Genomic DNA, 23,993 nt, shown 5'->3' on the forward strand with positions numbered 1-23,993 from the left:
CTGCACGAAATGAACAAATTCGACTTGAACCTGCTCTGTGCGCTCGACACGCTGCTCAGTACCGGTAGTGTGAGCGAGGCCGCGGAACGCATGCACCTCAGTGCGCCGGCAATGAGTCATACGCTCGCGCGCATTCGCGAGGCGCTGGGCGATCCCATCCTCGTGCGTGCCGGCCAGCGCCTCATTCCTACGCAGCGCGCGATGGAACTACGAGAGCCCGTGCGCCGGCTCGTCGCCGAGGCGCGGCAGTTGATGCTACCCGCGGACGGACCGCAACTATCGGCCATGCGTCGCGAATTCGTCGTGCGTGCGATGGACAGCTTTCCTGTCGTGTTTGGCGCGCAGTTGCTGGCAGCGGTGCGGCAGGTCATGCCGCTTGCCACCGTGCGCTTCGTGCCCGAGCTCGACGGCGACGTCATGGCTTTGCGCGAGGGTCGCGTCGACGTCGACATCGGGACTTTGTACGATCGCAGTCCGGAGATTCGTACGGAGTTGCTCCTCGAACAGCACATCGTGGGCGCCGTAAGGGCGGGGCACCCGCTGATACGGTCGCGGGCCACGCTCAAGCGCTTCGCCGCCTCGCAGCATGTAGCCGTGCTGCAGCGCGGACAAAGCCGCGACGTGCTGGGCCGCGCGCTGGCCGACGCCGGGATCGTGCGCGAGGTTGCCTTGACGGTGCCGACCGCCTACGGCTCGCTGATGGCAGCGGCTCAATCGGATCTGGTTGCGTGCGCGGCGGAGCCTATGGTGCGCAACGTCGAAAAAAGCCTTGGAATCGCGATGTTCCGGCTGCCGGTGGCCGTGCCGGCCGAGCAGATCGTGCAGGGGTGGCATCCGCGCGCCGACACCGACCCCGCGCACCGATGCCTGCGCGAATGCATTCGCGGCCTCGTTGCGCACCGTTGGGCCGGCGCCACGCTTCATCCGAACCGGACACAATAAACCGGCGGCAAATGCGCTGAAATCAAATGCCAGTGTTCCCCGCCGTTATCGGACGTCCACAGCGCGCCGGTGGTCGACCCCATGGCGAGGCGCGTGCCGGAGTCGTCGATCGCGAGTCCGTGCCGATACACGAGGTCATACGCGGGTGCGGGCGGCAAGCCGTTCGCAAAGCGCTCGAAGGTGCGCCCGCCGTCCCGCGTGCGCGTGACGACGAACTGACCGCTCACCGGGATCCGGTACTGGTCTTTCGCGGCGGGGACGAACCATGCGGTGTCCGGCTCGCCCGGATGCACGGCCACCGCGAAGCCGAAGCTCGAAGGCTGCGCCTCGATCCGCTGCCAGCGCGCCGCCCCGTTGGTCGAGCGGAAAATCCCGCAGTGATGCTGCGTCCAGAGCACGTCGGGATTGGCGGGGCACTGCACGACGCGATGCGGGTCCTGCACGTTGCCTTCGCCGCGCCGCTCGGGCGGCATGTAGTCGGCTTCCATGCCTTCGGCGGTCAGGTGCCAGCTCGCGCCGCTGTCGAAGGTCTGCCAGACGCCGCCGCTCGATACGCCCAGGGTCACGTGCCGGCTGTCGCGTGGATCGACCAGCACGGAATGGATGCCCGGCCAGTCGTAGCCGCCACCGGCCCATTCGCGGCGCTCCGGGCGGTCCCATAGCGCGCGGTTGAGTGCCCAACTGTCGCCGCCGTCGTCGGAACGGAAGAGGCCGCCAGGTATCGTGCCGGCCCACAGGACGCCCGGCTCGTCCGGGCCACCCGTTTCGAGCGACCAGATCTGATGAAGCGTCCAGGCGAGCGGCGGGCCGGATGGATCGGTATCCTGATCGTCTTCGCCCGTGTTCGCGCTGCCGTCGGCAAGCGGCTCATTGGCAGGCTGCGGCGGATAAACAGGAACCGCGCACTCTTCCCAATTCGCCGCGCCCGCGCGCTGGCGATGCAGCTTCACGCCGAAGTGGCCGAGATTGAGCGCGGCGTACAGCGATCCGTCGCGCGGATCGTGCAGCACCATGCTTACCGGCTCGCCGACGAAATGGGGGTCGCCGAGTGTCCAGCCGCCCTTGCCGTCGGTATGCAGAACGAACAGCCCTTTGCGGGTTGCGACGAGCAATCGATCGTTCATGCCGAATGTCTCCTCGTGTACAGCCGTGATGTCCCTTTATCCGCCCGACAATGCCTGCACGACGTACACGCGGCTCTGCTCGCCGAGCGAGTCGGATAGATGCTGGCGGTCGCGCACCGGCCGGCCGTCCACGAACACGGCCAGATGTTTTCGCAGCGAGCCCTGGTCGTCGAGGATGTAGCCGCGCAGCCGGGGTTGCGCGGCAAATACGGCCGCGAGCGCTTCGCCGAGCGTACGTGCGTCGACTTCGTGCTCGGGCGTTGCGATATGGCGCTGAATCGAGGCTGCGAAGAAGAGGTGCGCCATGATGGACCCATGCGGGTTGACCGCGTTCGCCGGTTCTGTAGTGTAGGCGATTTCCGCGCGCGCTTTGGCGAGAGAGGCGGACGCCGAAGCTCCGCCAAAGCGCGTTATTCCGGCTTCCTCGCGGCCTCGACGAGCATGGCATCGCCAATGGGCGACGCTCCGCTTGCCCTGAGCGCATCAGCCGCCCCGCGAATATCGCGGGTTTCCTTGTTCTGGCTGAGTTTGCTCTTGCCGACGAGTTGCGTGATCTCGATCTGCAGGCCGACAATCGCCTTGAGCATCGTATCGATATAGTCCTCGGGCGCGTCTCCCATTTTCCAGGGCTTCGGCAGCGGTGCTTCGTGCGTGCGCGTCAGTCGGCTGACCACGCCGCGCACATAACGCTCGTCGTCGAGGATCGTGATCCGCCCGTGCGCGTGGACGACCCTGTAATTCCAGGTGGGCACCTGTTTGTGCGTTTCGTGCTTGCTCGGATACCAGTTCGGCGAGATATAGGCGTCCCCCGCCTGGAAAATCACCAGTACCTCGTCGCCGTTCGCCACGTCCTGCCATACCGGATTGGCCCGCGCGACGTGCGCGCGCAGCACACCCAGTTCGCCTTCCGCGGCGGCCAGTTCGAACGGAACGTGATTGGCGTCGAGTCCGCTTTGGCCGTGCGTGACCAGCGTACCAAACGGGTGCTGGACGATGAGGGTATGCAGCACTTCCTTGCGGGATTCGGCGAAATGGGCGGGTACGTACATGCGATTGCCTCGGGCTGGCGTGATGAACGGGATGATGGGCGGGCACGGCAACGGCATCCAGTTTGCCCGAAAAGTGGTTTATTCTGTAGATCCAGTTTATTCCATTCCCGATAGACCAGAATCATGGCGAGAACGGTGCGGATTGCGGAGATGCCGTCGTTCGGCGCGCTCGATCGCACGGCGGGCAATCTGAGCCGTCAGGTTGCCGAGGCGTTGCGGGAGGCGGTGCATAAAAGCGATCTCGGGGCCGGCGATGCGTTGCCGTCCACGCGTTCGCTTGCCGCTTCGCTTCGCGTGGCTCGCGGCACGGTGATCGAAGCCTACGCGCAATTGATCGCCGAGGGCTTTCTCGAATCGAAGGCGGGCGCGGGAACGCGCGTCGCGCAGGCACTGGCCCGGCCGCAGCCGGCCAGCGAATCCCGTGCGGCGCGAGGGCGCGCGACATCGGAACCCGGCCTGTCTGAACGCGCCAGGGGATTCGCGCAGATTGCGCAAGAGTTCCGGCCGCTGGAGCCGATACCCTTCGCGATATCGGTGCCAACCGGCCTCACTGCACCGGCCGACACCTGGCGCCGCCTCGGAAACCGGTTGCGCGCGAGGGGACCCGGCGCGCCAACGGGATATGCCGATCCGCTTGGCGCACCAGCGCTGCGCGAAGCGATTGCCGCGTACGTGCGCAAGTCCCGCTCGGTGCGTTGCGAAGCGGATCAGGTCGTGGTGACGAGCGGAACCCAGCAGGGGCTCTTTCTTGCAAGCCAGGTCCTGCTGGGGCCGCACGATCGGGTATGGGTCGAGAACCCAGCCTACCGCGGCGTTACCGCCATTCTGGAGAGCCTGGGCTATCGTGACGGCATGGTGCGGGTTCCCGTCGACGCCGAAGGCCTCGACGTGGAAGCGGGCATGCGCATGGCGCCGCAGGCACGCGCGGCCTTTGTCACGCCGTCTCATCAGTATCCGCTGGGGATGCCCTTGAGCATGGCCCGGCGCACGGCGTTGCTGGCCTGGGCGGGGGCCGGCAACGCCTGGGTGGTCGAGGACGACTACGATAGCGAGCTGCGATATGAGGGTTATCCGTTCCCGGCGCTTCAGGGCCTGGACCCGGACCGCGTGGTTTACCTCGGCACTTTCAGCAAGATCCTGTTTCCCTCGCTGAGGCTGGGCTATGCGATCGTCCCGCGCAGTCTTGCGGATGCCTTCTGCGGGGCCAGGGTGCTCATGGACCGCCATCCGCCCACCGCCGATCAGCACGTGCTGGCCGCTTTCATGGCAGAGGGGCATCTCGGGCGTCACATTCGAAAGGTTCGCAACGTGTATGCGGAGCAGCGCATTCAGTTGATCAGGACGCTTGACGAAGTATTGCCGGGGAATCTGGCCTGGATCGAACCTGGCGATCAGGGCATGCACCTGGTGCTGTGGCTCGCCGACCGCTTCGACGACCGCGCGGTCGTTCAACTGGCGGCTCAGGCCGGTGTGGCGGTGCGCGCGGTGTCGCCGATGTTCGCGCGGGGAACCGGCCGCCCTGGGCTCATACTCGGCTTTGGCGGATTCGGCAGCGCGCAGATGGCGGCGGCGGCGCGGCGACTCGCGGCGATTATCGTCGAGGCGGCAGGAAGTCCTTGAACATGGCCGCCGCGGCGTGCTCCAGCTTCGCGCCGTACCGTTGCGTATCGTCGCGCAACTGCTGCACGGTGACACCGGGTGTCGCTGCGATCTCGCAGGCATGCCCGATCAGCCAGCGTTCGAATTCTCGCGCCCGCACTTCAGGGTGGCACTGAAGCGCCAGCACGTTGCGCCCATGCATGAAGGCCTGGTTGCGATACAGATCCGTCGAAGCCAGCAGCACGGCGCCTTGCGGCAGATCGAACGTGTCGCCGTGCCAATGCAGCATCGACGTGTGTTCGGCCCCAAGGTGCCGCAAGGGCGAGGCGAGGCCCGCAGCGGTCAGCTTGAGAGGCGACCAGCCGATCTCCTTGCGGTCTCCCGGGTAGACGCTCGCGCCCAGGGCACGCGCCAGCAACTGCGCTCCAAGGCAGATCCCCAATGTCGGAGCGTCTGCCCGAACGCGTCGATCGAGTACCCGAAGCGTATTCGTCAGCCATGGGTAGCGGGTTTCCTCGCAGGCGCCGATGGGACCTCCCAGAACGACGAGCAGATCGGGCACGGTTGCCGCTTCGTCGGGCAGTGCCTCGATGCCGGCTTCGAAGTATCGGATGGCGTAGCCCGATTCGGTCAGGACGTCGGCCAGACTGCCGAGATCCTCGAAGTGGACGTGTCTGAGGACCCATGCGGTCCTGGTTGCCGCAGCGGTGGAGCGTGGTGTCATGACAGTCAGCCTGAATGCGATAGGGCAGCGCAGTGTAGGTCGATGACGCCGGCTTCGCTACACTATATCGGCCAACCTCTGCATCAAACCGGACACGTCAACCGGCCATGAAAAGCTCTAATCGGGACGACTACCAAACGATCGCGCGCGCCGTAGGTGCGATGGCCAAGGAATTCGCGCGCGGCACGGTGAGCGCCTGGCATTGCCATGCACGCGCGCAACTGCTCTATGCGCCGGTGGGCGTCATGGAAGTCCGTACCGGCGGGACGACGTGGGTTGCGTCGCCGCAGCGCGCCATCTGGATCCCGCCGTCATGCGGGCACGAGGTCCACTTCCGGACCGCCACTTCCGTGCGGACCTTCTATATCGACCCCGCGGTGTTGCAGGGAGACGTGCCTTCCGTGCCGTGCAGTATCGACGTGTCGCCTCTACTGCGAGAGCTGATCCTCAGAGCGGTCGAGATGCCGATCGAGTATGACGAAGCGGGGCGCGACGGTCAGATTACGTCGCTCGCACTGGCGGAAATCGAATGGTCGACGGTGCGGCCACTGGAACTGCCGGCGCTGACCGATTCGCGACTTCAGGTCTTGCGCGAGGTGCTTGAAAACGCGCCAGCCGACTCGCGCACGCTCGAAGAATGGGCGCGTGCGCTGAACATGTCGGCGCGCACGCTTGCGAGATTGTTTCGCGCTCAGGCCGGTATGTCCTTCGGACAATGGCGGCAACACATGCGCGTTTATGCAGCCTTGCCGCGACTTGCCGCCGGGGAGCCGGTCACGGCCGTCGCATTCGACCTCGGTTACGATTCGGCCAGCGCGTTCGCAGCGGTTTTCCGGCGCATCATGGGCGTGGTCCCCAGCCGATACTTCGCAGCACCTCGACGATAGCCGGCTGGCCGCTCAGGCCCGACGATCGCGTTCGAGCAGCCCGTAGAGCGCGCTATCCGATACTTCGCCACCCACCACCCAGCGTTCGCGCAGCAGCCCCTCCCGGACGAAGCCGAGCCGCTCGAGCAGGCGTGCCGAGGCGGCGTTGCGCGGGTCGATATCGGCCTCGATGCGGCGCAGACACAAGGTGCCGAACGCATGCTCGATCAGCGCCGAAACCGCTTGGCTCATATAGCCGTTGCCCCAATGCCCGCGCTGCAGGCTAAAGCCGACTTCCGCGCGCCGGCATTGTTCCTCCGCGTGAAACAGCGCGCAGTCACCAACCACTTCGCCGGTGCCCTGCAGCTCGATCACGCAGATGAAGCTCTCGCCATCCATCGCAGTCCTCAATTTGCGCGCAATCCGATCTTTTGCCTCGTCGAGATGATTCATCGCGGGAAACGAAAAGTAGCGCATCGCTTCTGCATCCGACCAGATCGTGAACAGCGCTTGCGCATCGTCTTCGCGTAGCGGCCGCAGATTGAGGCGAGGCGTAGTCAGCGTGGCGGGCGTGAATAGCGGCATGGCGGCAAGCGGGGCGGGAAAGTAAGGACACCATTAAAACATGGAAGTCCGGCATTGTTGCCGGGAGAAACCGTTTCCGCGCTTGCGAGCTAATTCGATCTTGCTGTGATCGACTGTCGATAAGGGATGCCGGATTATCAATTCAATCGACCGGGTCTACGATGCTTTCATGGTTTGGGTCCACTCCCAACCACTCCACTTTTGTGCCACCGGCACACCAGACCCAGGAGCATTGCCATGCATATCCAGACGAACGGCCCGAGAATTCATGTCACAGTACAGGGCGACGGCGAGCCGGCGCTCGTGTTTCTGCATTACTGGGGCGGATCGTCCCGCACGTGGGATGGTGTCGTGGGGCAGCTAGCGGACCGCTACCGCACCGTCGCCATCGACCATCGCGGCTGGGGCGATTCGGAAGCGCCTGCGCAGGGCTACGCGATAGCGGACCTGGCCAACGACGCGCAAGACGTTGTCGAAGCACTCGATCTGCGGCGCTATGTGCTGGTCGGGCACTCAATGGGCGGCAAGGTTGCGCAACTGCTCGCGTCGCGCCGCCCGCGCGGGCTGGCGGGTGTCGTGCTCGTCGCGCCTTCGCCGCCGTCGCCGATGGCCCTGCCTGACGAGCAGCGCGCCGCGATGGTTTCGGCCTATGCGTCGCGCGAATCCGTGAGCCAGGTGCTCGATCACGCGCTCACTGCGAACCGGCTCGAACCCGCGCATCGCGAGCAGGCCATCGCCGACAGTCTGCGCGGCGCGCCGCAAGCGAAGACCGCGTGGCCCATCGCCGGCATGCTCGAAGACATCACGGGCGAAGTGGGGGCGATCGATGTGCCCGTCGTCGTGATTGCCGGCGAGTTCGATCAGGTCGACCGGGTCGAGACCTTGCGCAAGGAGTTGCTGCCGCGCATTGCCGGTGCGTGCCTGCACGTACTGCCTCGTGTCGGACATTTGTTGCCGCTGGAGGCGCCCGCCGCCCTCGCGGCGCTGATCCGGCAGTTCGCCGGCAAACTGGACGCAGACCGCGCGGCAAACGGACCCGGCACCCCCGAGCAGGTTCCGGTGGCCTTCGACGCCGCGTTCAACGCCGGCGATATTGACGGCATGCTTGCCGTGTTCAGCGAGAACGCGACAATGCGGATGGCCGATGGCAAAGGTGTGGCGAGCGGTCACGACGCGTTGCGTACGCAGTTCTCCGGACTCCTGAAGGCGGGGCCCCGCATTCACAACGAGGTACGGCGCTCGCTCGTCAGCGGTAACGTGGCGCTGGTCTTGATCGACTGGACCGTGACGGTGGCGTTGCCGAACGGGCGGGAGGCCCGCCAACGCGGCACGGCGACCCAGGTGATGGTACGCGGCGACGACGGCGTGTGGAAGCTGACCATTTCGAACCCGCCCGGCATCGCCGAAACGGCAGAAGAGGTTGTGGTCTAGCGCGACGGGCTGTGCGGGGCGAGGGGGTATGCGCGGGCGCGCTACCGGAAGGCCGGCGGGCCCGCCCACGGGGCAGGCCGCCGGCAAGACGCCGGCGCGTCTAGTCGTGCGCCATGGCGCGCTCGACGGTGAGGTGCGTCGACATCATGTTGACGTTGGCATTGTGCATGACCCACAGCGAAAGTCCGACGATCACTGCGATCAGAAACGTCGTACACACGAAGATGCCCGTGTTCGCGCGCTGGCTGCGCGCCGAGCCGATATGCAGAAAGTAGACGAGCTGCACCACGAGCTGCGCGATGCACAGCGCGACGATGGCCGCCAGCCCTGCACCGGGTGGCACGACGTGAAACATGACCACGCCGAACGAGGCGAGCGTGAGCAGCAGTGACAGGACGGCGCCCGCCATGTAGCCCTTGAGGCTGCCATGCGCCTGGCCGACCGGATGCGTGACGGGGGAGTGGCTCACAGCAGACCTCGCAGATAGACAAAAGTGAAAACGCAGATCCACACGAGATCCAGGAAGTGCCAGAAGAGGCTCAGGCAGGCGAGACGGCGGCGAATCGTGCCGGTCAGGCCGAACTTCAGGGTCTGGTGCATCATGAGGGCGATCCACAGCAGCCCCACCGTGACGTGCAGGCCGTGCGTGCCGACGAGCGTGAAATACGCCGAGAGATAGGCGCTCGTGCCGGGGCCGGCGTTTTCGGCCACGAGTTTCGCGAACTCGTTGACTTCCATGCCGATGAAGCCCGCGCCGAACACGAACGTCACCGCGAGCCACGCTATCACCGCCGCGCGCCGGTGCGCATGGAGGTTCAACATCGCCATGCCGAACGTGACGCTGCTGGCAAGCAGCAGCAGCGTTTCGCCGAGCACGTAGGACGGCTCGAACAGTTGCGTGGCGCCAGGACCGCCTGCTGTTGCGTTCGCGAGCACGCCGAAGGTGGCGAAGAGTGTCGCGAAGATGAGGCAGTCGCTCATCAGGTAGATCCAGAAGCCGAACGTGGTCTTCGTGGTGTCGTCGTGATCGTGGCCATGCGCATGGCCGGCGTGATGGATTGCAGCGTGCGCCATGAGTTACGCAGCCTCCCTGATTTCCAGTTGCGCGAGCTGTTCGAAGCGCGCGTTCTCGATGCGTGCGACCTCGGCGGCGGGGACCCAGTAGTCCGTGTCCTCGTCGTAGGTGCGCAGGATGAAGGTGACGATCATGCCGGCGAGGCCGATCGCCGCGAAGAGCCACATGTGCCACACGATCGCGAAGCCGAACAGCAGGCTGAACATGGCGATGATGAAGCCCGCGCCCGTGTTGCGCGGCATGTGGATGTCCTCGTAGACCAGCGCTTCGGCGTACGCGCGGCCCGCTTCCTTGTTGTCCCAGTGCTGCTCCATCGAAGTGATCTTCGGCAGCACGGCGAAGTTATAGAACGGCGCGGGCGAGGCGGTCGACCATTCGAGGCTGCGGCCGTTCCAGGGGTCGCCCGTGAGGTCGCGGTTGGCTTCGCGGTCGCGCACGCTCACCACGATCTGCACGATCATCGCGAGAATGCCGAGGCCGACGAAGACCGCGCCCACGAGCGCCACCACGAGCCACGGATGCCATGCCGCCACGTCATAGTGATTCATGCGACGCGTCATGCCCTCGAAGCCGAGGATATAGAGCGGTGTGAAGGCGAGCCAGTAGCCGATGAGCCAGCACCAGAACGAGACCTTGCCCCAGAACTCGTTGAGCGTGAAACCGAATACTTTCGGAAACCAGAAGCTGACGCCGGCGAGACAGCCGTACACCACGCCGCCGATGATCACGTTATGGAAGTGGGCAACGAGAAAGAGCGAATTGTGCAGCACGAAGTCCGCGCCCGGCACGGCCAGCAACACGCCGGTCATGCCGCCCACGGCGAACGTCACCATGAAGCCGATAGTCCAGAGCGTTGCGCTGTGATAGCGGATGCGACCGCGGTACATCGTGAAGAGCCAGTTGAAGAGCTTCACGCCGGTCGGGATCGAGATGATCGTGGTCATGATGCCGAAGAACGCATTGACGTTCGCGCCCGATCCCATCGTGAAGAAGTGGTGCAGCCACACGAAGAACGAGAGGATGCCGATCGAGGCCGTGGCGTACACCATCGACTTGTAGCCGAACAGCGGTTTGCCCGAAAACGTCGCGATGATTTCGGAGAACGCGCCGAACGCGGGCAGGATCAGGATGTACACCTCGGGATGGCCCCACACCCAGATCAGGTTGATGTACATCATCGCGTTGCCGCCCAGCTCGTTCGTGAAGAAATGCATGCCGAGATAGCGGTCCATCGTGAGCAGCGCGAGCGTGCCGGTCAGCACGGGGAACACGGCGACGATCAGGATGTTGGTGATGAGCGCGGTCCACACGAACACCGGCATCTTCATGAGATCCATGCCGGGCGCGCGCATGCGCAGGATCGTCACGATGAAGTTGATGCCCGAGAGCGTGGTGCCGAGGCCGGATAGCTGCAGCGACCATATGTAGTAGTCCACACCGACAGTCGGGCTATAGCCGAGCTCCGAGAGCGGCGGATAGGCGACCCAGCCCGTAGCCGCGAAATCGCCGACGAACATCGAGATCATCACCAGCACGGCGCCCACCACGGAGAGCCAGTAGGAGAGCGAGTTGACGAACGGATAGGCCACGTCGCGCGCGCCGATCTGCAGCGGCACGACCACGTTCATGAGCCCGAGAATGAGCGGCGTGGCCACGAAGAAGATCATGATGACGCCGTGCGCCGTGAAGATCTGGTCGTAGTGGTGCGGCGGCAGATAGCCGGCGGCGCCATTGTACGCAATGGCCTGCTGCACGCGCATCATGATCGCGTCGGCGAAGCCGCGCACCAGCATGACGATGGCGAGCACGATGTACATGGCGCCAATGCGCTTGTGGTCGACCGAAGTGATCCACTCGCGCCACAGATAACCCCATTTCCCGGCGAGCGTGATGGCGGCGAGCAGGGCGAGTCCGAGCACCGCCACGACGGCGCCGGTGCCCATGATGATGGGCTCGTGCCAGGGAACGGCATCGAGCGTGAGTTTTCCGAACATGATGTGATTACTCCGCTGCCAGGGTGGTGCCGCGGCTCAGGGTGGGAGGAGGCGCGGCGCTGCCGCAGATGGGGTTGCCGTAGACGTCGCGCATGTACTTGTTGACCGCGCCTTCGAACAGACCCGGCGCGACGCTCGAATAGAGCGTCACCGGGGCCTTCTCGCCGGGTTGCGCGAGTGTTTCGTAGGCCGAAAGGCTCAACGGCGCATTCGAGGCTTTCGCACGCGCGATCCACGCGTCGAAATCGGCGCGACTGGTGGCGATCGTGTTGAAGTGCATGTCGGAGAAGCCCGGGCCGCTGAACGCGGACGAGCGGCCCGCATACACGCCGGGCTGGTTCGCGATCAGGTGCAGGTGCGTTTCCATGCCCGACATGGCGTAGATCTGGCTGCCCAGTTGCGGGATGAAGAACGAGTTCATCAGCGATTCCGCGGTCAGCCGGAACGAGACGGGCGTATCGACGGGAATCGCGAGCTGGTTCACGGAGGCGACGCCGTAGTCCGGATAAATGAACAGCCACTTCCAGTTGAGCGCGACGACGTCGACGCGTATGGGCTTTTGCTGCGACTCGATCGGCCGGTACGGATCGAGCGTGTGCGTGGTGCGCCAGATCAGCCCGGCGAGCATCAGCACGATCACGCACGGAATCGACCAGACGACGATCTCGATCGCCGTGGAGTGCGCCCACTTCGGCGCGTAGGTCGCGCGCGTGTTCGACTCGCGATAGCGCCATGCGAACCATAGCGTGAGCACGATCACCGGGATCACGACCAGCAGCATGAGGCCGAGCGCGATCAGGATCAGGTTCTTTTCCTGCACGCCGATGTCGCCCTTGGGGTCGAACAGTACCGCCTGGCAGCCGCCGAGCAGCGTGAGTGCGCCGGTGGCCGCAAGCGTGGCGGCGGCGCGCAATCGCGGGCGGATAGAACGCCCCAGGCGGGGAGGAGGGGGTGGAGGTGCGCCGGCTTCGGCGGCCGGTCCTCTTCGAATGTCGGGATTGCGCATGTCGGGTTCCGTGGTTGGCGATCGCGCAAACCCATCCCTACGGGCCTGTGTAGTCTTGACGGGAGGTGCACAGGACGGCGCTTTCCGGTCAAAAGCCATACATGATCATATGTATGGATTTACGCGCTTCGTGTCCGCATGCTAGAGTAAGACATGATGCATACATGTGCGGCAAGATGACGCAAATCCGATGACGCGAAATCCTTCTTCCGGTGCTGCCAGAGACGCTTCGCCGTGGTCCGTGGCGCTTAAGACGGGCAGCGGTCCGCGCTACCTGCGGCTTGCCGACTTCATCGAGCGCGCGGTTGCCGAAGGCACGCTGGCGGCCGGCACGCGCATGCCGGCGCAGCGGGCGCTGGCGGCGCTGCTCGGCGTCGATCTCACGACCGTCACGCGCGGCTTCAACGAGGCGCGCCGGCGCGGGCTGATCGAGTCGCGCGGTCCGCTCGGCACCTTCGTTGCGCCCCCGCGTGCCGCGCAGTTGCAGCGCGTCGACCTGAGCATGAATATCCCGCCGGCGCCGCTCGGCATCGAGATGGCAGCGCTGCTGCGCGAAGGGCTCTCGCGGCTGCTGTTGCGCAGCGATGCCGATCTGCTCATGACCTACCACGTTGGCGGCGGGACCCTGCGCGATGGCGAAGCCGGCGCGCGCTGGCTCGAACCGGTGCTCGGCGCGGTCGCGCCGGCACAGGTAGCGGTTTGCCCCGGCGCGCAGGCGGCGCTGGCCGCGTTGATCCTCGCCTTCAGTGCGCCGGGCGAAGTCGTGCTGTGCGAGCCGCTGGTCTATCCCGGGCTTCCGCATGCGGCGGCGCAATTGGGCCGCCGCCTCGAAACCGTGGCCGCCGACGCCGACGGCATGCGGCCCGACGCGCTGGAGGCGGCCTGCCGGATGCACGGCGCCCGCCTCGTGTACCTCAATCCGACACTGCAGAATCCCACCGGCGCGACCATGCCCGAGGCGCGCCGCCGTGACATCCTGCGCGTGGCGGCGCGACAGGGTCTCCTGGTTGTCGAGGACGATCCGTACTGGCGTTTCGCGCCCGAGGCGCCGCCCCCGCTCGCGAGGCTCGCCCCTGCCCGGGTCTGCTATCTGTCTACGCTTTCGAAGGTACTGACGCCCGGCCTGCGCACCGCATTCCTCGTCTTGCCCGACGCCATGGCGCATGCGCGCTTTCTGGCGGCGCTGCGCTCGTTTTCGCTGATGGCGGCGCCGCTCACGTACGCGCTGGCCATCCAGTGGATCGACGACGGCACGGCTGCGCGAATTTTCGAGGGTGTGCGCGCCGAGGCGCACGAGCGTCAGCGCGTTGCCGTGCAGGCGCTTGGCGCGCCGGCGGGCGCGGGCATCCATCTCTGGTACGTTCTGCCGCGCCACTGGTCGGCGCGCGATCTGGCCGCGGCGGCCAGTACGGAAGGCCTGGCGGTCGCGCCTTCCACCGCGTTCGCGGCCGACGGGCGCCAGGACGTGACGAGTGCGATCCGCATCTCGCTGGGCGCAGCGGCGGACCGCGCCCACCTGCACTCGGCATTGCGGCGACTCTCCGCACTGCTCGCCAACGATCGTTTCGCGCAGACGCAGGTGATCGTGTAGCGTTCCGCAGGCCGCCGGATCGTCTGCATTCCTGATGGTTGTCCTGAGGCAGACGCAGCGCCGCGTGCGGCCATGCATCGATTGCCCGGCGGCTTAGGTCTTCGACTTGCCGCGCGAACCCCGCGGGCTGCTCCGGCGTCGTGATGCGCCGCGATCCCACGGCGGTTCGTCGCCGAACGTCGTCGCGAGAAAATCCAGGAAGCGGCGCACCTTGAGCGGCAGATGGCGCGCGCTCGGATAGACGGCCTGGATCGCAAGTTCCGCCGTGTCGTACTCCGGTAGTAGCTCGACTAGCCGACCAAGTGCGATCTGCTCACCGAAGACAAAGGTCGGCCCATAGGCGACGCCGGCTCCGGCAAGCGCCGCTGCGAGCAGCAGTTGGGTGTTGTTGGCCGCCAGCCGGCACGGGCCGTCTATGACGTGACGGCGGCCGTTTGCGTCGATGAGTGTCCAGTCGTCGTCGGAAACGGCTTCGCTGAACGTGAGCCGGGTGGCTTGCCGCAAATCGCGGGGATTGCGCGGCGCGCCGTGGCGCTTCAGATAGGCAGGGGACGCACAGACCGCCATGCGGCATGGCGCGAGCCGGCGCGCGACGAGCCCGGAGTCGGGCAGGCGGCCGATTCGTATGGCCACGTCCACGCCGGTTTCGAGCAGGTCGACGTAGCGGTCGTTCAGCGATATCTCGATGTTGACCTGGGGGTGCGCCTCCAGATACTGCGCGACGACCTCGCCAAGATGCATTGCCCCGAACGTGACCGGCGCGGCAATTCTCAGAACGCCATGGGCCGATCCGCTGGCATCCGTGACTTCGCGATTGGCTTCGTCATAAGCTTCGAGAATCCGCTGGCACCGCTCGTAATAGACCTCGCCGATATCGGTGAGGGTCAGGCGGCGCGTGGTGCGGTGGAGCAGCCTCGCATTCAGCCCGGTTTCGATCGCGCTGACGTATTTGCCGGCCATCGCAGCGGATAATCCATAGTGTCGTGCGGCTGCGGCAAAACTGCCGCTATTGACTGCGGCGACGAACACTCTAATGCCGGTCAGCCGGTCCATGAAATCCTCGATTCGAAGCGCCGATTATCAGGTGGGCAATGCGCTCGTCATTATTGACGAGCTACGCCAAGGTTAGCCAAAGCTTTAATTTCTGTTACAAAATAATCAGTTGGCTGGGCAATGAGGCCGAATGTATTCTTGCGACTTGAGATTTTCTTTTCGAATTGAATCTTTCGTGCGATGCGAAACGGCTCATCCGGAAATGATTCATTTTGACTAAGGCATCGTTCGCCGTATGCGCGCCGGTTATGCCTTTTATGGTTGACGTCAGAAGAGTTGAGGGGATTTTTATGATAATTCGCAGACCTATATTATTTTTCGCTTCTGTCGTGACGTTTGCCGTAGCGGGCGTCGCGTATGCGCAGGACCAGGATCAGACGCTAAAGCTCGCGAAGCTGGGCGTGCAGTTTGCCGCGAACAACGCTCGGGTGGCTGCGGAAGTCTGCGGCGTCGATGCATCGACCGTTTCGAACTACAAGGACGCCGCGAGCCGGAAATTCGTCCAGGATCCGGATTTCGCGAAAGACTGGGATGCGGGCTGGAAGAGCGCCGCGCAGACCGTCAATGGCCTGCGGCAGATGAAGGCGAGCAACCCGCAGGAATACGATCAGCAGAAAGGGGCGATCTGCAGCGATATGCAGCGAGAGATGAAGTCGTGAACGGCGGGGCGGGCTGATGCCGCGCCGCCGTTGCCCGATCAGAAGTCCGTCGTCATCGAGAAGAGCACGGTGCGCGGCGCGCCCTGCGTCAGATATCCGCCGATCGTTGAGGCCCAGTAGGCCTTGTTCGCCACGTTGAGCACGTTGGCGCGAAACGTGGTCGGCCTGCCGAACACGGTGGTTGCATAGCGCGCGCCGAGGTCGACCGTGTCCCACGCCTTGATCGACAGGGTGTTGGCCGCGTCCAGATACTGCGGGCCCGTATGCGTCCAGCGGGCGCTGAGCGTGAGGCCCTGGAGCCACGGCACGTCGTATTCGGCGCCCAGGTTCAGCAGGAACGAGGGCACGCCAACCGGACGGTTGCCGTTCGTCGCGCCGTTTTCCGTGTCGAGTTGCACGGCGTCGATATAGGTTGCGCCCGCAATCACGCGCACGCCCCTGAACGGCTCGCCGAACACGGACGCTTCGAGGCCGCGATGGCGCTCGGTGCCGTTCGCGGCAAAGTAGCCGTCACCGTTCGTGTAGGTCTGCGGCTTTTCGAGCTGGAACGCCGCGAACGAGGCGCCATAGCTGCCGGTGTCGTACTTGATGCCCACTTCGTACTGCTTCGTGCGCTCGGGCGCGAGCAGCGCGCCATAGTTTTTCGAGCCGAGCGGCGCCTGGTCGCCGGCTGCGAGCGATTCGGCGCGGTTCGCGTAGATCGATACGTTCTGCCAGGGTTTGACGACAAGACCGAACAGCGGTGTCGTGATCGCGTCGTTGTAGGCTTCGGTCTGCTCGAGCGTCGACGACGAATACGCGTTCGAGAGGATCTCCTGGTGGCGCACGCCTACCGTGAACAGCACGCGGTCGTTGAGGAAGCCGAGCGTATCGGAAGCGGCGACGCTGCGCATGAGCGTGAGCGCCGTGATGGGCGGGTTGCCGTCCATGCCCGCGGAGTAGACGGTGGCCGGATACGGAACCTGCACGGTGTTGTAGAGGCTCGCGGGGAACGAGCCGCTCAGCGTCCAACCCGACTGCGTTTCCACGCGCGTGATCGAGGCGCTCGCCGTGACGAAGTGGCTCACCGGGCCCGTGTCGAAGCGGCCGCGTACGCCGGCCTCGGCAGAGTCGGCGTCGTCCTTGCGCGGCACGCCCAGGCGCGAGCCCGTCGTGGTCGTCGGGTCGGTGTAGTACGGCGAGTAGTACTCGCCGTGTTCGTTAGTGTGGCGCGTGCCGCCCGTCACGTAGGCGGTCCAGCCCGGCAGGAAGTCGTACTCGGCCTTCAGGATGCCCACCGTGTCTTCGGCCGAGCTGTATTCCCAGGTCTGGCCGTAGTTGTAGCTGGCGGACGGCACGGAGGGAATCGTGTCGCCGCTCACGTAGACCACCGGGCGGCCGTCTGTGATGGTCTGGCGCTGGTAGAGGAAGTCGCCTTCGAGCCGCAGCTTGTCGCCGCGCCAGTCGAGCGTGACGGCCGTCTGGTCGCTGCGGCGGTGTTCGCCGTCGATGCTCGTTTCGCCGTCGTGGTTCGACTGGTTCACGCGAATGCCGAACTGGTCCTCGCTGCCGAAGCGGCGGCCAACGTCGATGTGCTCGCCGAATTCGCCCGAGCCGGTGCCTTCGAAGGTGACGCGGGTGAGCGGCTGATCGTCGGCGCGCTTGAGCTGGAGATTGACGCTGCCGCCGATCGCCGAGCCGTTCGGCGACGCGCCGTTCAGGAACGCGCTCGCGCCCTTGAAGACGTCCACGCGTTCGAGTGCGTCGGTCATCACGAGCTGGCGCGGCGTGATGCCGTAGAGGCCGTTGAGCGAAACGTCGTCGCTGTCCAGCTCGAAGCCGCGGATCACGTAGACCTGCTGGAAGTTGCCATAGCCGTAGGCCGAGCGCACGGCCGGATCGTTCGCGAGCACGTCCGCGACGGTGCGGGTCTGCTGGTCCTCCATGAGCTTCGACGTGTAGGTCGTCATGCTGAACGGCATGTCGATGTTCTTTTGCTGGCCGAGCACGCCGTAGTCGGCGCCGCGCGCTACCTGGCCGCCGGCATAGGTGGGCGCGAGATCGCCGGGAAGGGTGTCTTTCTGCGCCTGGATTTTCACGCTCGGCAAGGTGCCGTTCGTGTTCGCGTTCGTGCCCGCGTTGCTGCCGGTGGTGTCACCGTTAGCCGCCTGCGCGTGCGCGGCGGCGGGGCAACCGAATGCGATGGCAATGGCAGCCAGGATGGCGCAGCGGCTGGAGGAACGGGGGAGGGCAAGGGCAGGCGTGATCGGGCGGGCAACGGACATGGACAGGTGATGGGCGAGTGGTTAGCCGCCGCCCCGCGATGCCGGGAGATCCGGGCGGCGTGTTATTGGGCGGAGGCAGGCCGTTTCGCACCGGGCGCGTGGCTGACGCACGAGGGGTACGAAGCAGGCATGCAAACCGCATACACATGGCCGCAAATTGTATGGCAAATGATAATGATTTGCATTTAAAATATTGGCGTTGCCATGGGTATTCGGCGTTTACGCAACAGCGCGCACCACCGCGTTGCTGCCAGTCTGGTTGTGTGAACAACGAGAACGCGAGCTGGGCTACGCGCGCCGCCCTTCCACCACCCGCACGTCGGGGGCGAGGTTCGCCACCGTGAGCCGGACCGCATCGATCAGCGCGCGAGCGGCCGGCGAGGGCGCGCTTTCGGCCCGCAGCGTGAGGCCGATGTCGCGCCGCGTGTTGTGGAGCGGCAGATCGAGCGCCACGATCAGACCTGCCTGGCACTCGTAGTAGAGCTGCTGCGCGGAGAGCGCCGCCACCATGTCGGTGCCGAGCAGGAGGCCCCGGATGACGGCGAGATCGGCGCTTTCGACGGCCGGCGCCGGCGGTTTGAGCTTTAGCCGTCTGAACTGCGCCTCGAACAGCAGGCGCGCGGGCGAGTGGATGCGCGGAACGATCCATTGCGCGTTGCGCAGGTCGCCGATGTTGAGGTCTTTCTTGCACGCAAGCGGATGATCGCGCCGGGCGAACACCACCATGTCCTCCGACATCAGCCGCTCGTTCGCGAGACTGCTGGCGGCGTCGCTCTCGCGCAGCGCGCCGAGGATGAAGTCGATATCCCCCGCGCGCAGTCCGGCCACCAGCAGGTCCCACGCGCTTTCGTCCGTCACGACGCGCACGCCGGGATGGCGCGCGTTCAGCCGCGCGATCGCCGCGGGCAGGATCAGCGTGCGCCCGAGCGGCAGGGCGCCCACCGTCACCGCGCCCTGGATGTTGCCGTGCAGGGCGGCGATATCGTCGGGAACGTGGCGCAGCTCGTTCAGCGCGCGCCGCACATGCAGCAGGAAGGTTTCGCCTTCGGCCGTGAGCAGCACGCCGCGCGGGCCGCGATGAAAGAGCGTGACGTCCGAGCCGCTTTCGAGCACACGCATGGCGCTGCTCACGGCGGGCTGGCTGATGCCGAATGCGCCGGCCGTGCTCGGCATGTGACGGTGCCGCGCGAGCGCGACGAAGAGCTGCAGCCGCCGCGTATTGAGCAGCCAGGCGGGTAGCGCGCCTTCGGGCAGCGCGCGGCGCCGCGCCTGCCGCGAAGCGCACCAGTGCGCGAGTTCTTCGAGTTCGCCGAAAATGCGCGCGCAGCGTTCGAGCACCACGCGCCCGACCGCGGTGGGCAGCATGCCCGAGGGCTTGCGCTCGAAAAGCGGTTCGCCCAGCGCGGTCTCCAGTTCCTGCACGGAACGCGTCACGGCGGATTGCGCGCGATACAGGGCGGCGGCGGCGCGTGTGGCGCTGCCGGTGTCGGCCACGAGGCGAAAGGCGCGCAGTTGCGCGAGATTCAGGAGTTCGGGCTGGCTCACGTTCGAATCGATAGGGACGTCGGGTCGTGCATGCCGGGCGCGGCGTTCACGGGCATGATTGTGCGCGGCTTCCTCGATTGGCGTTCGGAATCCGGCTTTCGTCGCCGCGTCGCGCGCCGGCCCGCGTCGTTCGGGTTCGATGCCGCCACCGCTGCCGGTGGCCTCGCATCGTGTTGCCGGCTGGTCGAGGCGCCGCGAAGTCTCGCGCGAACACAGCGCAGCCGCAATAGCCGGGTTTGCGAGTTGATTCTTTAGCGATCTGTTTTATTTATGACCGAGCGCGCCGGCGCGCCGGATGCCCCACCGGGCGGGCACGGTTTCGCGATATCAAGATCCTTTGGGGCACGCGGGTCTCCGGTCGGCCGGACAGGGCGCGGCGATACAAAAATCTCCTGAAATAAGTAGTAAACATCCGGACCTAAAGGTTAACCCTTGCTTATCGCACGAACCGGTATTCGGTAATTTCCTCTCCCGATTGAGCGGCTGCCGCGCGCTGCAAGCATTCGGGCGGCCGCAATGGAATCTGGCGTTAGCGAGGGCATCGACATGGCAAGAATAGTGGGCGGCATCGGCACTTCGCACGTGCCGACGATCGGATTGGCCTATGACAAGGGCAAGCAGAACGAGCCCGCGTGGGCGCCGCTCTTCAAAGGGTACGAGCCGGTGGCCGAGTGGCTCGCGGCGCGCCAGCCCGACGCACTCGTGATGATCTACAACGATCACGCCAACAGCTTTTTCTTCGACTGCTATCCCACCTTCGCGCTGGGTGTTTCCGCGCAGCACGAGTTTGCCGACGAAGGCGCGGGCAAGCGGCCGCTGCCCGATATCGCGGGACATCCCGATCTCGCGATCCATATCGCCGAGCAACTCGTGAACGACGAGTTCGACCTCACGATCTTCCAGGACAAGCCGCTCGACCACGGCTGCAACTCGCCGCTTTCGCTCATGCTGCCGCACGCGGGCGGCTGGCCCGCGGCGCTCGTGCCGCTGGAGGTGAACGTGGTGCAGTATCCGCTGCCGACGGCGCGGCGCTGCTATCGGTTAGGCCAGGCGCTGCGCCGCGCGATCGAATCGTTCGATGCGGATCTCGACGTCGTCGTGGTCGGCACGGGCGGCCTCTCGCACCAGGTGCACGGCGAGCGCAGCGGCTTTAACAACACCGAGTGGGACATGGCGTTCCTCGACCTGATCGTGAACGACCCCGAGCGGCTTGCCGCCATGAAGCACGTGGACTATGTCCGTCTGGGCGGTGCGGAGAGCGTGGAGACGATCATGTGGCTCGCCATGCGCGGCGCCCTCGGGCCGACGATAAGCGAGGTACATCGCCACTACTATCTGGCGACGAGCACCGCGATGGCCGTGACAGTGTACGAAGAGGTGGCCGCAGGGGTAGCCGAAGGAGGGGCGCAATGAATCCGCAGCTCGTGGGCATCGAGGAACTGACGGGCACCTATCCGTTCGACATTCGCCAGAGCATGAAGGCGATGCGCCTGAACCGCTTCTTCTGGCAGATGCGCGAGCCGGCCGCGCGCGATCTGTGGCTCGCCGACCGCCAGGCGGCCTACGACGCGGCCGCGTTGACCGGGGAAGAGCGCGCGCTGGTGGACAACACCGACTGGCTCGGGCTCGTGCGCTACGGCGTGTGCTTCTTCGTGCTGGAGAAGTTCGCGCGCGTGGTGAAGATCACGAATCTCGGCATGTACGCGAGCATGCGCGGCGAAACGCTCGAAGCGTTTCTGAAGACGCGCCAGGTACCCGAGGCCGTCTGAGGGCCCTGGGGGCCGAGGGTCGCCGGACGAACGCGAAAACTTCCCCGTGCTAACGTTGCGGCTGGCCGCTTCGCCGTGTGTCCTTTGGGGACGGCGCGGCGTAGCGGGTCATGCAACGCAGTTCCGAATCAGGAGAGGGTCTCGTGGTCTACGAAATGGCGCACATCGTCGTGCAGCAGGGCAAGAACGCAGAATTCGAAGCGGGTGTGGCGCAAGCGCTTGCGCTCTTCCATCGCGCACGCGGCTGCCGCGGCGTCGAACTGCAACGTTCGATCGAAGAGCCGAACCAGTATGTCCTCGTCGTGCAGTGGGATACGGTCGAGGATCACATGGTGCACTTTCGCGAGTCCGCGGACTTCCAGGTGTGGCGCCAGCTCGTTGGCCCGTACTTCGAGAAGCCGCCGGTGGTGGGGCACACCCAGGTTGTCGTGAAGTAAGGGCGCCTCGCCTGCGTCATGCACGCCGCAGGCGAGGCCCGTCCCGGCTTATTGCGGCGGCAGATAACGCAGCGGATCGACAGGCTTGCCGTCGCGCCGCAGTTCGAAGTGCAGCATCACATGATCCGAATCGGTGCTGCCCATGTCGGCGATCACCTGGCCCTTGCTCACGGTGTCGCCTTCCTTCACCTTGAGGTCGCGGTTGTGCGCGTAGGCCGTGAGGTAGGTCGCGTTGCTCTTCACGATCACGAGGTTGCCATAGCCGCGCAGCCCATTGCCCGCATATACCACGCGCCCGCCGGTTGCCGCCCGCACGGGCTCGCCGGCGGTACCGCCGATGTCGATGCCCTTGTTGGTCGAATCGTTGAAGCGGCCGATCAGCGGCCCGCGCGCGGGCCAGGCGAGCGCGAGGCTGCCGGCGTCGGGCGCTGGCGCGCTGTCGCCAGCCGCGGCGGCGACGGTGGGGGCCGCCGCGGGCGCTGCGGCGGGGTTGGAGGGTACTGGCGCGGCCGGCACAGGCGCGGAGGCCATCGCACCGCCCTCGTCCGGCGGCACCACGCGCAGCACCTGGTCCACTTCGATATGGTTCGGATCGGTGAGGTTGTTCCACGCAATCAGATCGCGGCCGCTGCGGCCGTTCGACCGCGCGATGGAATACAGCGTGTCGCCGGGGCGCACGCGGTAGTAGCCGGGCGGCGGCGGGCCGAGCGGGACCGGTGCGGCGGCGCCAGGCGCGAGCTGGCCCGGGGCCGGCACGGCAGCTTGCGCGTTGGGGTTCGTGCCGGTGGTCATGTCGACGACAGGCGCCGGGTCGAGCCGCGTGGCGCACGCCGACAGCAGGCAGAGCGCGGCGGCGCAGATGCCGCGTTGGGTCATGGTCGTTCGGAGGCCCGGAAGATTTGCTCGCATCGCTTGATACCTGGTTCTTTCAGTTGCTTGACGCCCCGGGCGCACCATGCGGCGCGTCCGCGTTCTGGACTGTCAACGATTGGCCGGGGGCGATGGTTGACCGCGCGGATGCGTCGGTCTTCGCCGCCGTGGCGGCATGCATGATAGCCCGAGAAGCCGGGTCTCAGGCAGACGAGGCAGACGCGGCGGCCTGTCTCCTTGCGCGCGGTGCGGGCCGGCGGCTCAGGCGCGGATCATGAAACCTTCCACGTAGGCGCGGGGATCGGCGGCGTCCCAGCGATGCCCGTCGATCAACACCGGTGGCGCATTTTCCTCCGGCAGCCGCTCCACAAGGCCTTGTGCGGCCTCGCGAAAGCGTTCGGTCTGATTCAGCGCCTGCGCGATCTCGCGATAGTCGCCGCGCCGCGCGAGCATGCCCCAGCGTTCGAACTGCGTGAGGAACCACACGCCCTCCGAAGCGTGCGGGGTGTTCACGACACCACCATCGAAGAAGCGCACCGGCGGCACGCCGTGCGTGTCCGCGCTGTCCAGCCGCGAGGCGATCAGCGCGGCGTCGACGCCGACGAATTCCGGCCGCGCGAGCCACTGCGCGATTTCGCGCCGGTGCCCCGCGCCGTCGAGCCAGCGGCACGCCTCCAGCATCGTGCGCACGAGCGCCCGGGCGGTACGCGGGTACGCCCGCACGAAATCGCGCCGGCAGGTCAGCACCTTCTCCGGATGATCCGGCCAGATCTCGCCGCTATATGCAACGGTGCGGCCCACGCCGCGCTGCTGCGCGAGCGCGTTCCAGGGCTCGCCGACGCACAGGCCGTCGAGCCGTTCCTCGGCGAGCGCCGCGACCATCTGCGGCGGCGCGATCGCGACGCTTTGCACGTCGCGCAGCGGATGCACGCCCTGCGCGGCAAGCCAGTAGTAAAGCCACATCGCATGCGTGCCGGTAGGAAAGGTGTGCGCGAACACAGGCTTTCTGCCGAGCGCGGCGAGCGCGCGCGGCAGCGTGCCGTGTGCGTCGAGCGCATCGGCGAGGCGGTTCGAAAGCGTGATGGCCTGGCCGTTGCGCGCGAGAACCATGAGCAGCGCCATCTCGGTCTGCGGCCCGCCAAGGCCGAGCTGCACGCCGTAGACGAGCCCGTAGAGCGCATGGGCGGCGTCGAGCTCGCCGGCGAGCAGCTTGTCGCGCAGCGCGGCCCACGAAGGCTGGCGCGAGAGCTCCAGCGTGAGGCCGTGCGCGTGGCCGAATTCGAGCAGCTTGGCGGCGACGAGCGGCGCCGCGTCGGAGAGCGGCACGAAGCCGATCTTGAGATGCGTCTTCTCGGGAGCGCCGTCCAGGTCGGCGGAAGGGGAGAGCGTAGTCGGATTCATGGGCATCGC

23 protein-coding genes are annotated in these 23,993 nt (G+C 66.0%); 9 read left to right on the forward strand and 14 right to left on the reverse strand.

Going from position 1 to position 23,993, the window contains the following annotated elements; all coding sequences use genetic code 11:
• The first annotated feature begins 9 nt into the window (after positions 1-9).
• On the forward strand, positions 10-942 hold the full coding sequence (locus tag WJ542_RS26980) for a LysR family transcriptional regulator (protein ID WP_411192604.1): 933 nt from the start codon (positions 10-12) through the stop codon (positions 940-942).
• Here WJ542_RS26980 and WJ542_RS26985 read toward each other — a convergent pair.
• The 3 genes from WJ542_RS26985 to WJ542_RS26995 form a co-directional block, all read right to left on the reverse strand.
• Complete coding sequence (locus WJ542_RS26985; protein ID WP_411192606.1) at positions 921-2,066, reverse strand: WD40/YVTN/BNR-like repeat-containing protein; 1,146 nt, start codon at positions 2,064-2,066, stop codon at positions 921-923. The genes WJ542_RS26980 and WJ542_RS26985 overlap by 22 nt on opposite strands.
• 36 nt (positions 2,067-2,102) lie before the next feature.
• Positions 2,103-2,372, reverse strand: a complete 270-nt coding sequence (locus WJ542_RS26990) for a MoaD/ThiS family protein (protein ID WP_411192607.1) — start codon at positions 2,370-2,372, stop codon at positions 2,103-2,105.
• A 104-nt stretch (positions 2,373-2,476) separates the two neighbouring features.
• Positions 2,477-3,115, reverse strand: coding sequence for an FMN-binding negative transcriptional regulator (locus tag WJ542_RS26995; protein WP_411192609.1), 639 nt, complete (start codon positions 3,113-3,115; stop codon positions 2,477-2,479).
• 123 nt (positions 3,116-3,238) lie between these two features.
• On the opposite strand from WJ542_RS26995, the gene pdxR reads away from it, so the two are divergent.
• Positions 3,239-4,735, forward strand: a complete 1,497-nt coding sequence (gene pdxR / locus WJ542_RS27000; RefSeq protein WP_411192610.1) for a MocR-like pyridoxine biosynthesis transcription factor PdxR — start codon at positions 3,239-3,241, stop codon at positions 4,733-4,735.
• On the opposite strand, the gene WJ542_RS27005 is transcribed toward pdxR, so the two are convergent.
• Positions 4,707-5,438, reverse strand: a complete 732-nt coding sequence (locus WJ542_RS27005; protein WP_411192612.1) for a glutamine amidotransferase — start codon at positions 5,436-5,438, stop codon at positions 4,707-4,709. The genes pdxR and WJ542_RS27005 overlap by 29 nt on opposite strands.
• Positions 5,439-5,545: 107 nt before the next feature.
• Between WJ542_RS27005 and WJ542_RS27010 the strand changes: the two genes are divergently transcribed.
• Positions 5,546-6,325 carry an AraC family transcriptional regulator gene (locus tag WJ542_RS27010; protein ID WP_411192613.1) on the forward strand — a complete coding sequence of 260 codons (780 nt, stop codon included), beginning with the start codon at positions 5,546-5,548 and terminating at the stop codon, positions 6,323-6,325.
• A gap of 12 nt (positions 6,326-6,337) precedes the next feature.
• On the opposite strand, the gene WJ542_RS27015 is transcribed toward WJ542_RS27010, so the two are convergent.
• Complete coding sequence (locus WJ542_RS27015) at positions 6,338-6,889, reverse strand: GNAT family N-acetyltransferase (protein WP_411192614.1); 552 nt, start codon at positions 6,887-6,889, stop codon at positions 6,338-6,340.
• 237 nt (positions 6,890-7,126) lie between these two features.
• On the opposite strand from WJ542_RS27015, the gene WJ542_RS27020 reads away from it, so the two are divergent.
• On the forward strand, positions 7,127-8,320 hold the full coding sequence (locus WJ542_RS27020; protein ID WP_411192615.1) for an alpha/beta fold hydrolase: 1,194 nt from the start codon (positions 7,127-7,129) through the stop codon (positions 8,318-8,320).
• A gap of 100 nt (positions 8,321-8,420) precedes the next feature.
• On the opposite strand, the gene cyoD is transcribed toward WJ542_RS27020, so the two are convergent.
• The 4 genes from cyoD to cyoA are packed head-to-tail and all read right to left on the reverse strand — an operon-like array spanning position 8,421 to position 12,395.
• The gene (gene cyoD, locus WJ542_RS27025; protein WP_411192616.1) at positions 8,421-8,789 is read right to left on the reverse strand and encodes a cytochrome o ubiquinol oxidase subunit IV; all 369 of its coding nucleotides are present in this window, start codon (positions 8,787-8,789) and stop codon (positions 8,421-8,423) included.
• Entirely contained in the window at positions 8,786-9,394 is a 609-nt protein-coding gene (cyoC, locus tag WJ542_RS27030) for a cytochrome o ubiquinol oxidase subunit III (protein ID WP_411192618.1), read from the reverse strand. Before cyoC ends, cyoD begins: the two co-directional genes overlap by 4 nt.
• A 3-nt stretch (positions 9,395-9,397) precedes the next feature.
• On the reverse strand, positions 9,398-11,389 hold the full coding sequence (gene cyoB, locus WJ542_RS27035) for a cytochrome o ubiquinol oxidase subunit I (protein ID WP_411192620.1): 1,992 nt from the start codon (positions 11,387-11,389) through the stop codon (positions 9,398-9,400).
• Positions 11,390-11,396: 7 nt separating this feature from the next.
• Positions 11,397-12,395, reverse strand: coding sequence for a ubiquinol oxidase subunit II (gene cyoA / locus WJ542_RS27040; protein ID WP_411192622.1), 999 nt, complete (start codon positions 12,393-12,395; stop codon positions 11,397-11,399).
• A 190-nt stretch (positions 12,396-12,585) separates the two neighbouring features.
• Between cyoA and WJ542_RS27045 the strand changes: the two genes are divergently transcribed.
• Positions 12,586-13,986, forward strand: coding sequence for an aminotransferase-like domain-containing protein (locus WJ542_RS27045; RefSeq protein ID WP_411192623.1), 1,401 nt, complete (start codon positions 12,586-12,588; stop codon positions 13,984-13,986).
• 93 nt (positions 13,987-14,079) lie between these two features.
• On the opposite strand, the gene WJ542_RS27050 is transcribed toward WJ542_RS27045, so the two are convergent.
• The gene (locus WJ542_RS27050) at positions 14,080-15,039 is read right to left on the reverse strand and encodes a LysR family transcriptional regulator (RefSeq protein WP_411192625.1); all 960 of its coding nucleotides are present in this window, start codon (positions 15,037-15,039) and stop codon (positions 14,080-14,082) included.
• Positions 15,040-15,368: 329 nt separating this feature from the next.
• Here WJ542_RS27050 and WJ542_RS27055 point away from each other — a divergent pair, with 329 nt between their 5' ends.
• Positions 15,369-15,698, forward strand: a complete 330-nt coding sequence (locus WJ542_RS27055) for a hypothetical protein (RefSeq protein ID WP_411192627.1) — start codon at positions 15,369-15,371, stop codon at positions 15,696-15,698.
• Positions 15,699-15,736: 38 nt separating this feature from the next.
• On the opposite strand, the gene WJ542_RS27060 is transcribed toward WJ542_RS27055, so the two are convergent.
• Complete coding sequence (locus WJ542_RS27060) at positions 15,737-17,962, reverse strand: TonB-dependent receptor (protein ID WP_411192628.1); 2,226 nt, start codon at positions 17,960-17,962, stop codon at positions 15,737-15,739.
• 288 nt (positions 17,963-18,250) lie between these two features.
• Positions 18,251-19,507: a LysR family transcriptional regulator gene (locus tag WJ542_RS27065; RefSeq protein ID WP_411192630.1), complete on the reverse strand. Its 1,257-nt coding sequence runs from the start codon at positions 19,505-19,507 to the stop codon at positions 18,251-18,253.
• A gap of 546 nt (positions 19,508-20,053) precedes the next feature.
• On the opposite strand from WJ542_RS27065, the gene WJ542_RS27070 reads away from it, so the two are divergent.
• From WJ542_RS27070 to WJ542_RS27080, 3 genes are all read left to right on the forward strand, one after another.
• On the forward strand, positions 20,054-20,920 hold the full coding sequence (locus WJ542_RS27070) for a gallate dioxygenase (protein ID WP_411193498.1): 867 nt from the start codon (positions 20,054-20,056) through the stop codon (positions 20,918-20,920).
• The gene (locus tag WJ542_RS27075; protein ID WP_411192632.1) at positions 20,917-21,276 is read left to right on the forward strand and encodes a protocatechuate 3,4-dioxygenase; all 360 of its coding nucleotides are present in this window, start codon (positions 20,917-20,919) and stop codon (positions 21,274-21,276) included. The genes WJ542_RS27070 and WJ542_RS27075 overlap by 4 nt, the downstream gene beginning before the upstream one ends.
• 110 nt (positions 21,277-21,386) lie before the next feature.
• Complete coding sequence (locus WJ542_RS27080) at positions 21,387-21,713, forward strand: antibiotic biosynthesis monooxygenase family protein (RefSeq protein ID WP_411192634.1); 327 nt, start codon at positions 21,387-21,389, stop codon at positions 21,711-21,713.
• Positions 21,714-21,761: 48 nt separating this feature from the next.
• Here the strand turns inward: WJ542_RS27080 and WJ542_RS27085 are convergent, their stop codons facing one another.
• The gene (locus tag WJ542_RS27085; RefSeq protein WP_411192635.1) at positions 21,762-22,589 is read right to left on the reverse strand and encodes a peptidoglycan DD-metalloendopeptidase family protein; all 828 of its coding nucleotides are present in this window, start codon (positions 22,587-22,589) and stop codon (positions 21,762-21,764) included.
• 255 nt (positions 22,590-22,844) lie between these two features.
• Positions 22,845-23,984, reverse strand: coding sequence for a CmpA/NrtA family ABC transporter substrate-binding protein (locus WJ542_RS27090; RefSeq protein WP_411192637.1), 1,140 nt, complete (start codon positions 23,982-23,984; stop codon positions 22,845-22,847).
• Between the last annotated feature and the right edge of the window lie 9 nt (positions 23,985-23,993).

The organism is Paraburkholderia yinzeri, assembly GCF_046581065.1.
Taxonomy (GTDB): domain Bacteria; phylum Pseudomonadota; class Gammaproteobacteria; order Burkholderiales; family Burkholderiaceae; genus Paraburkholderia.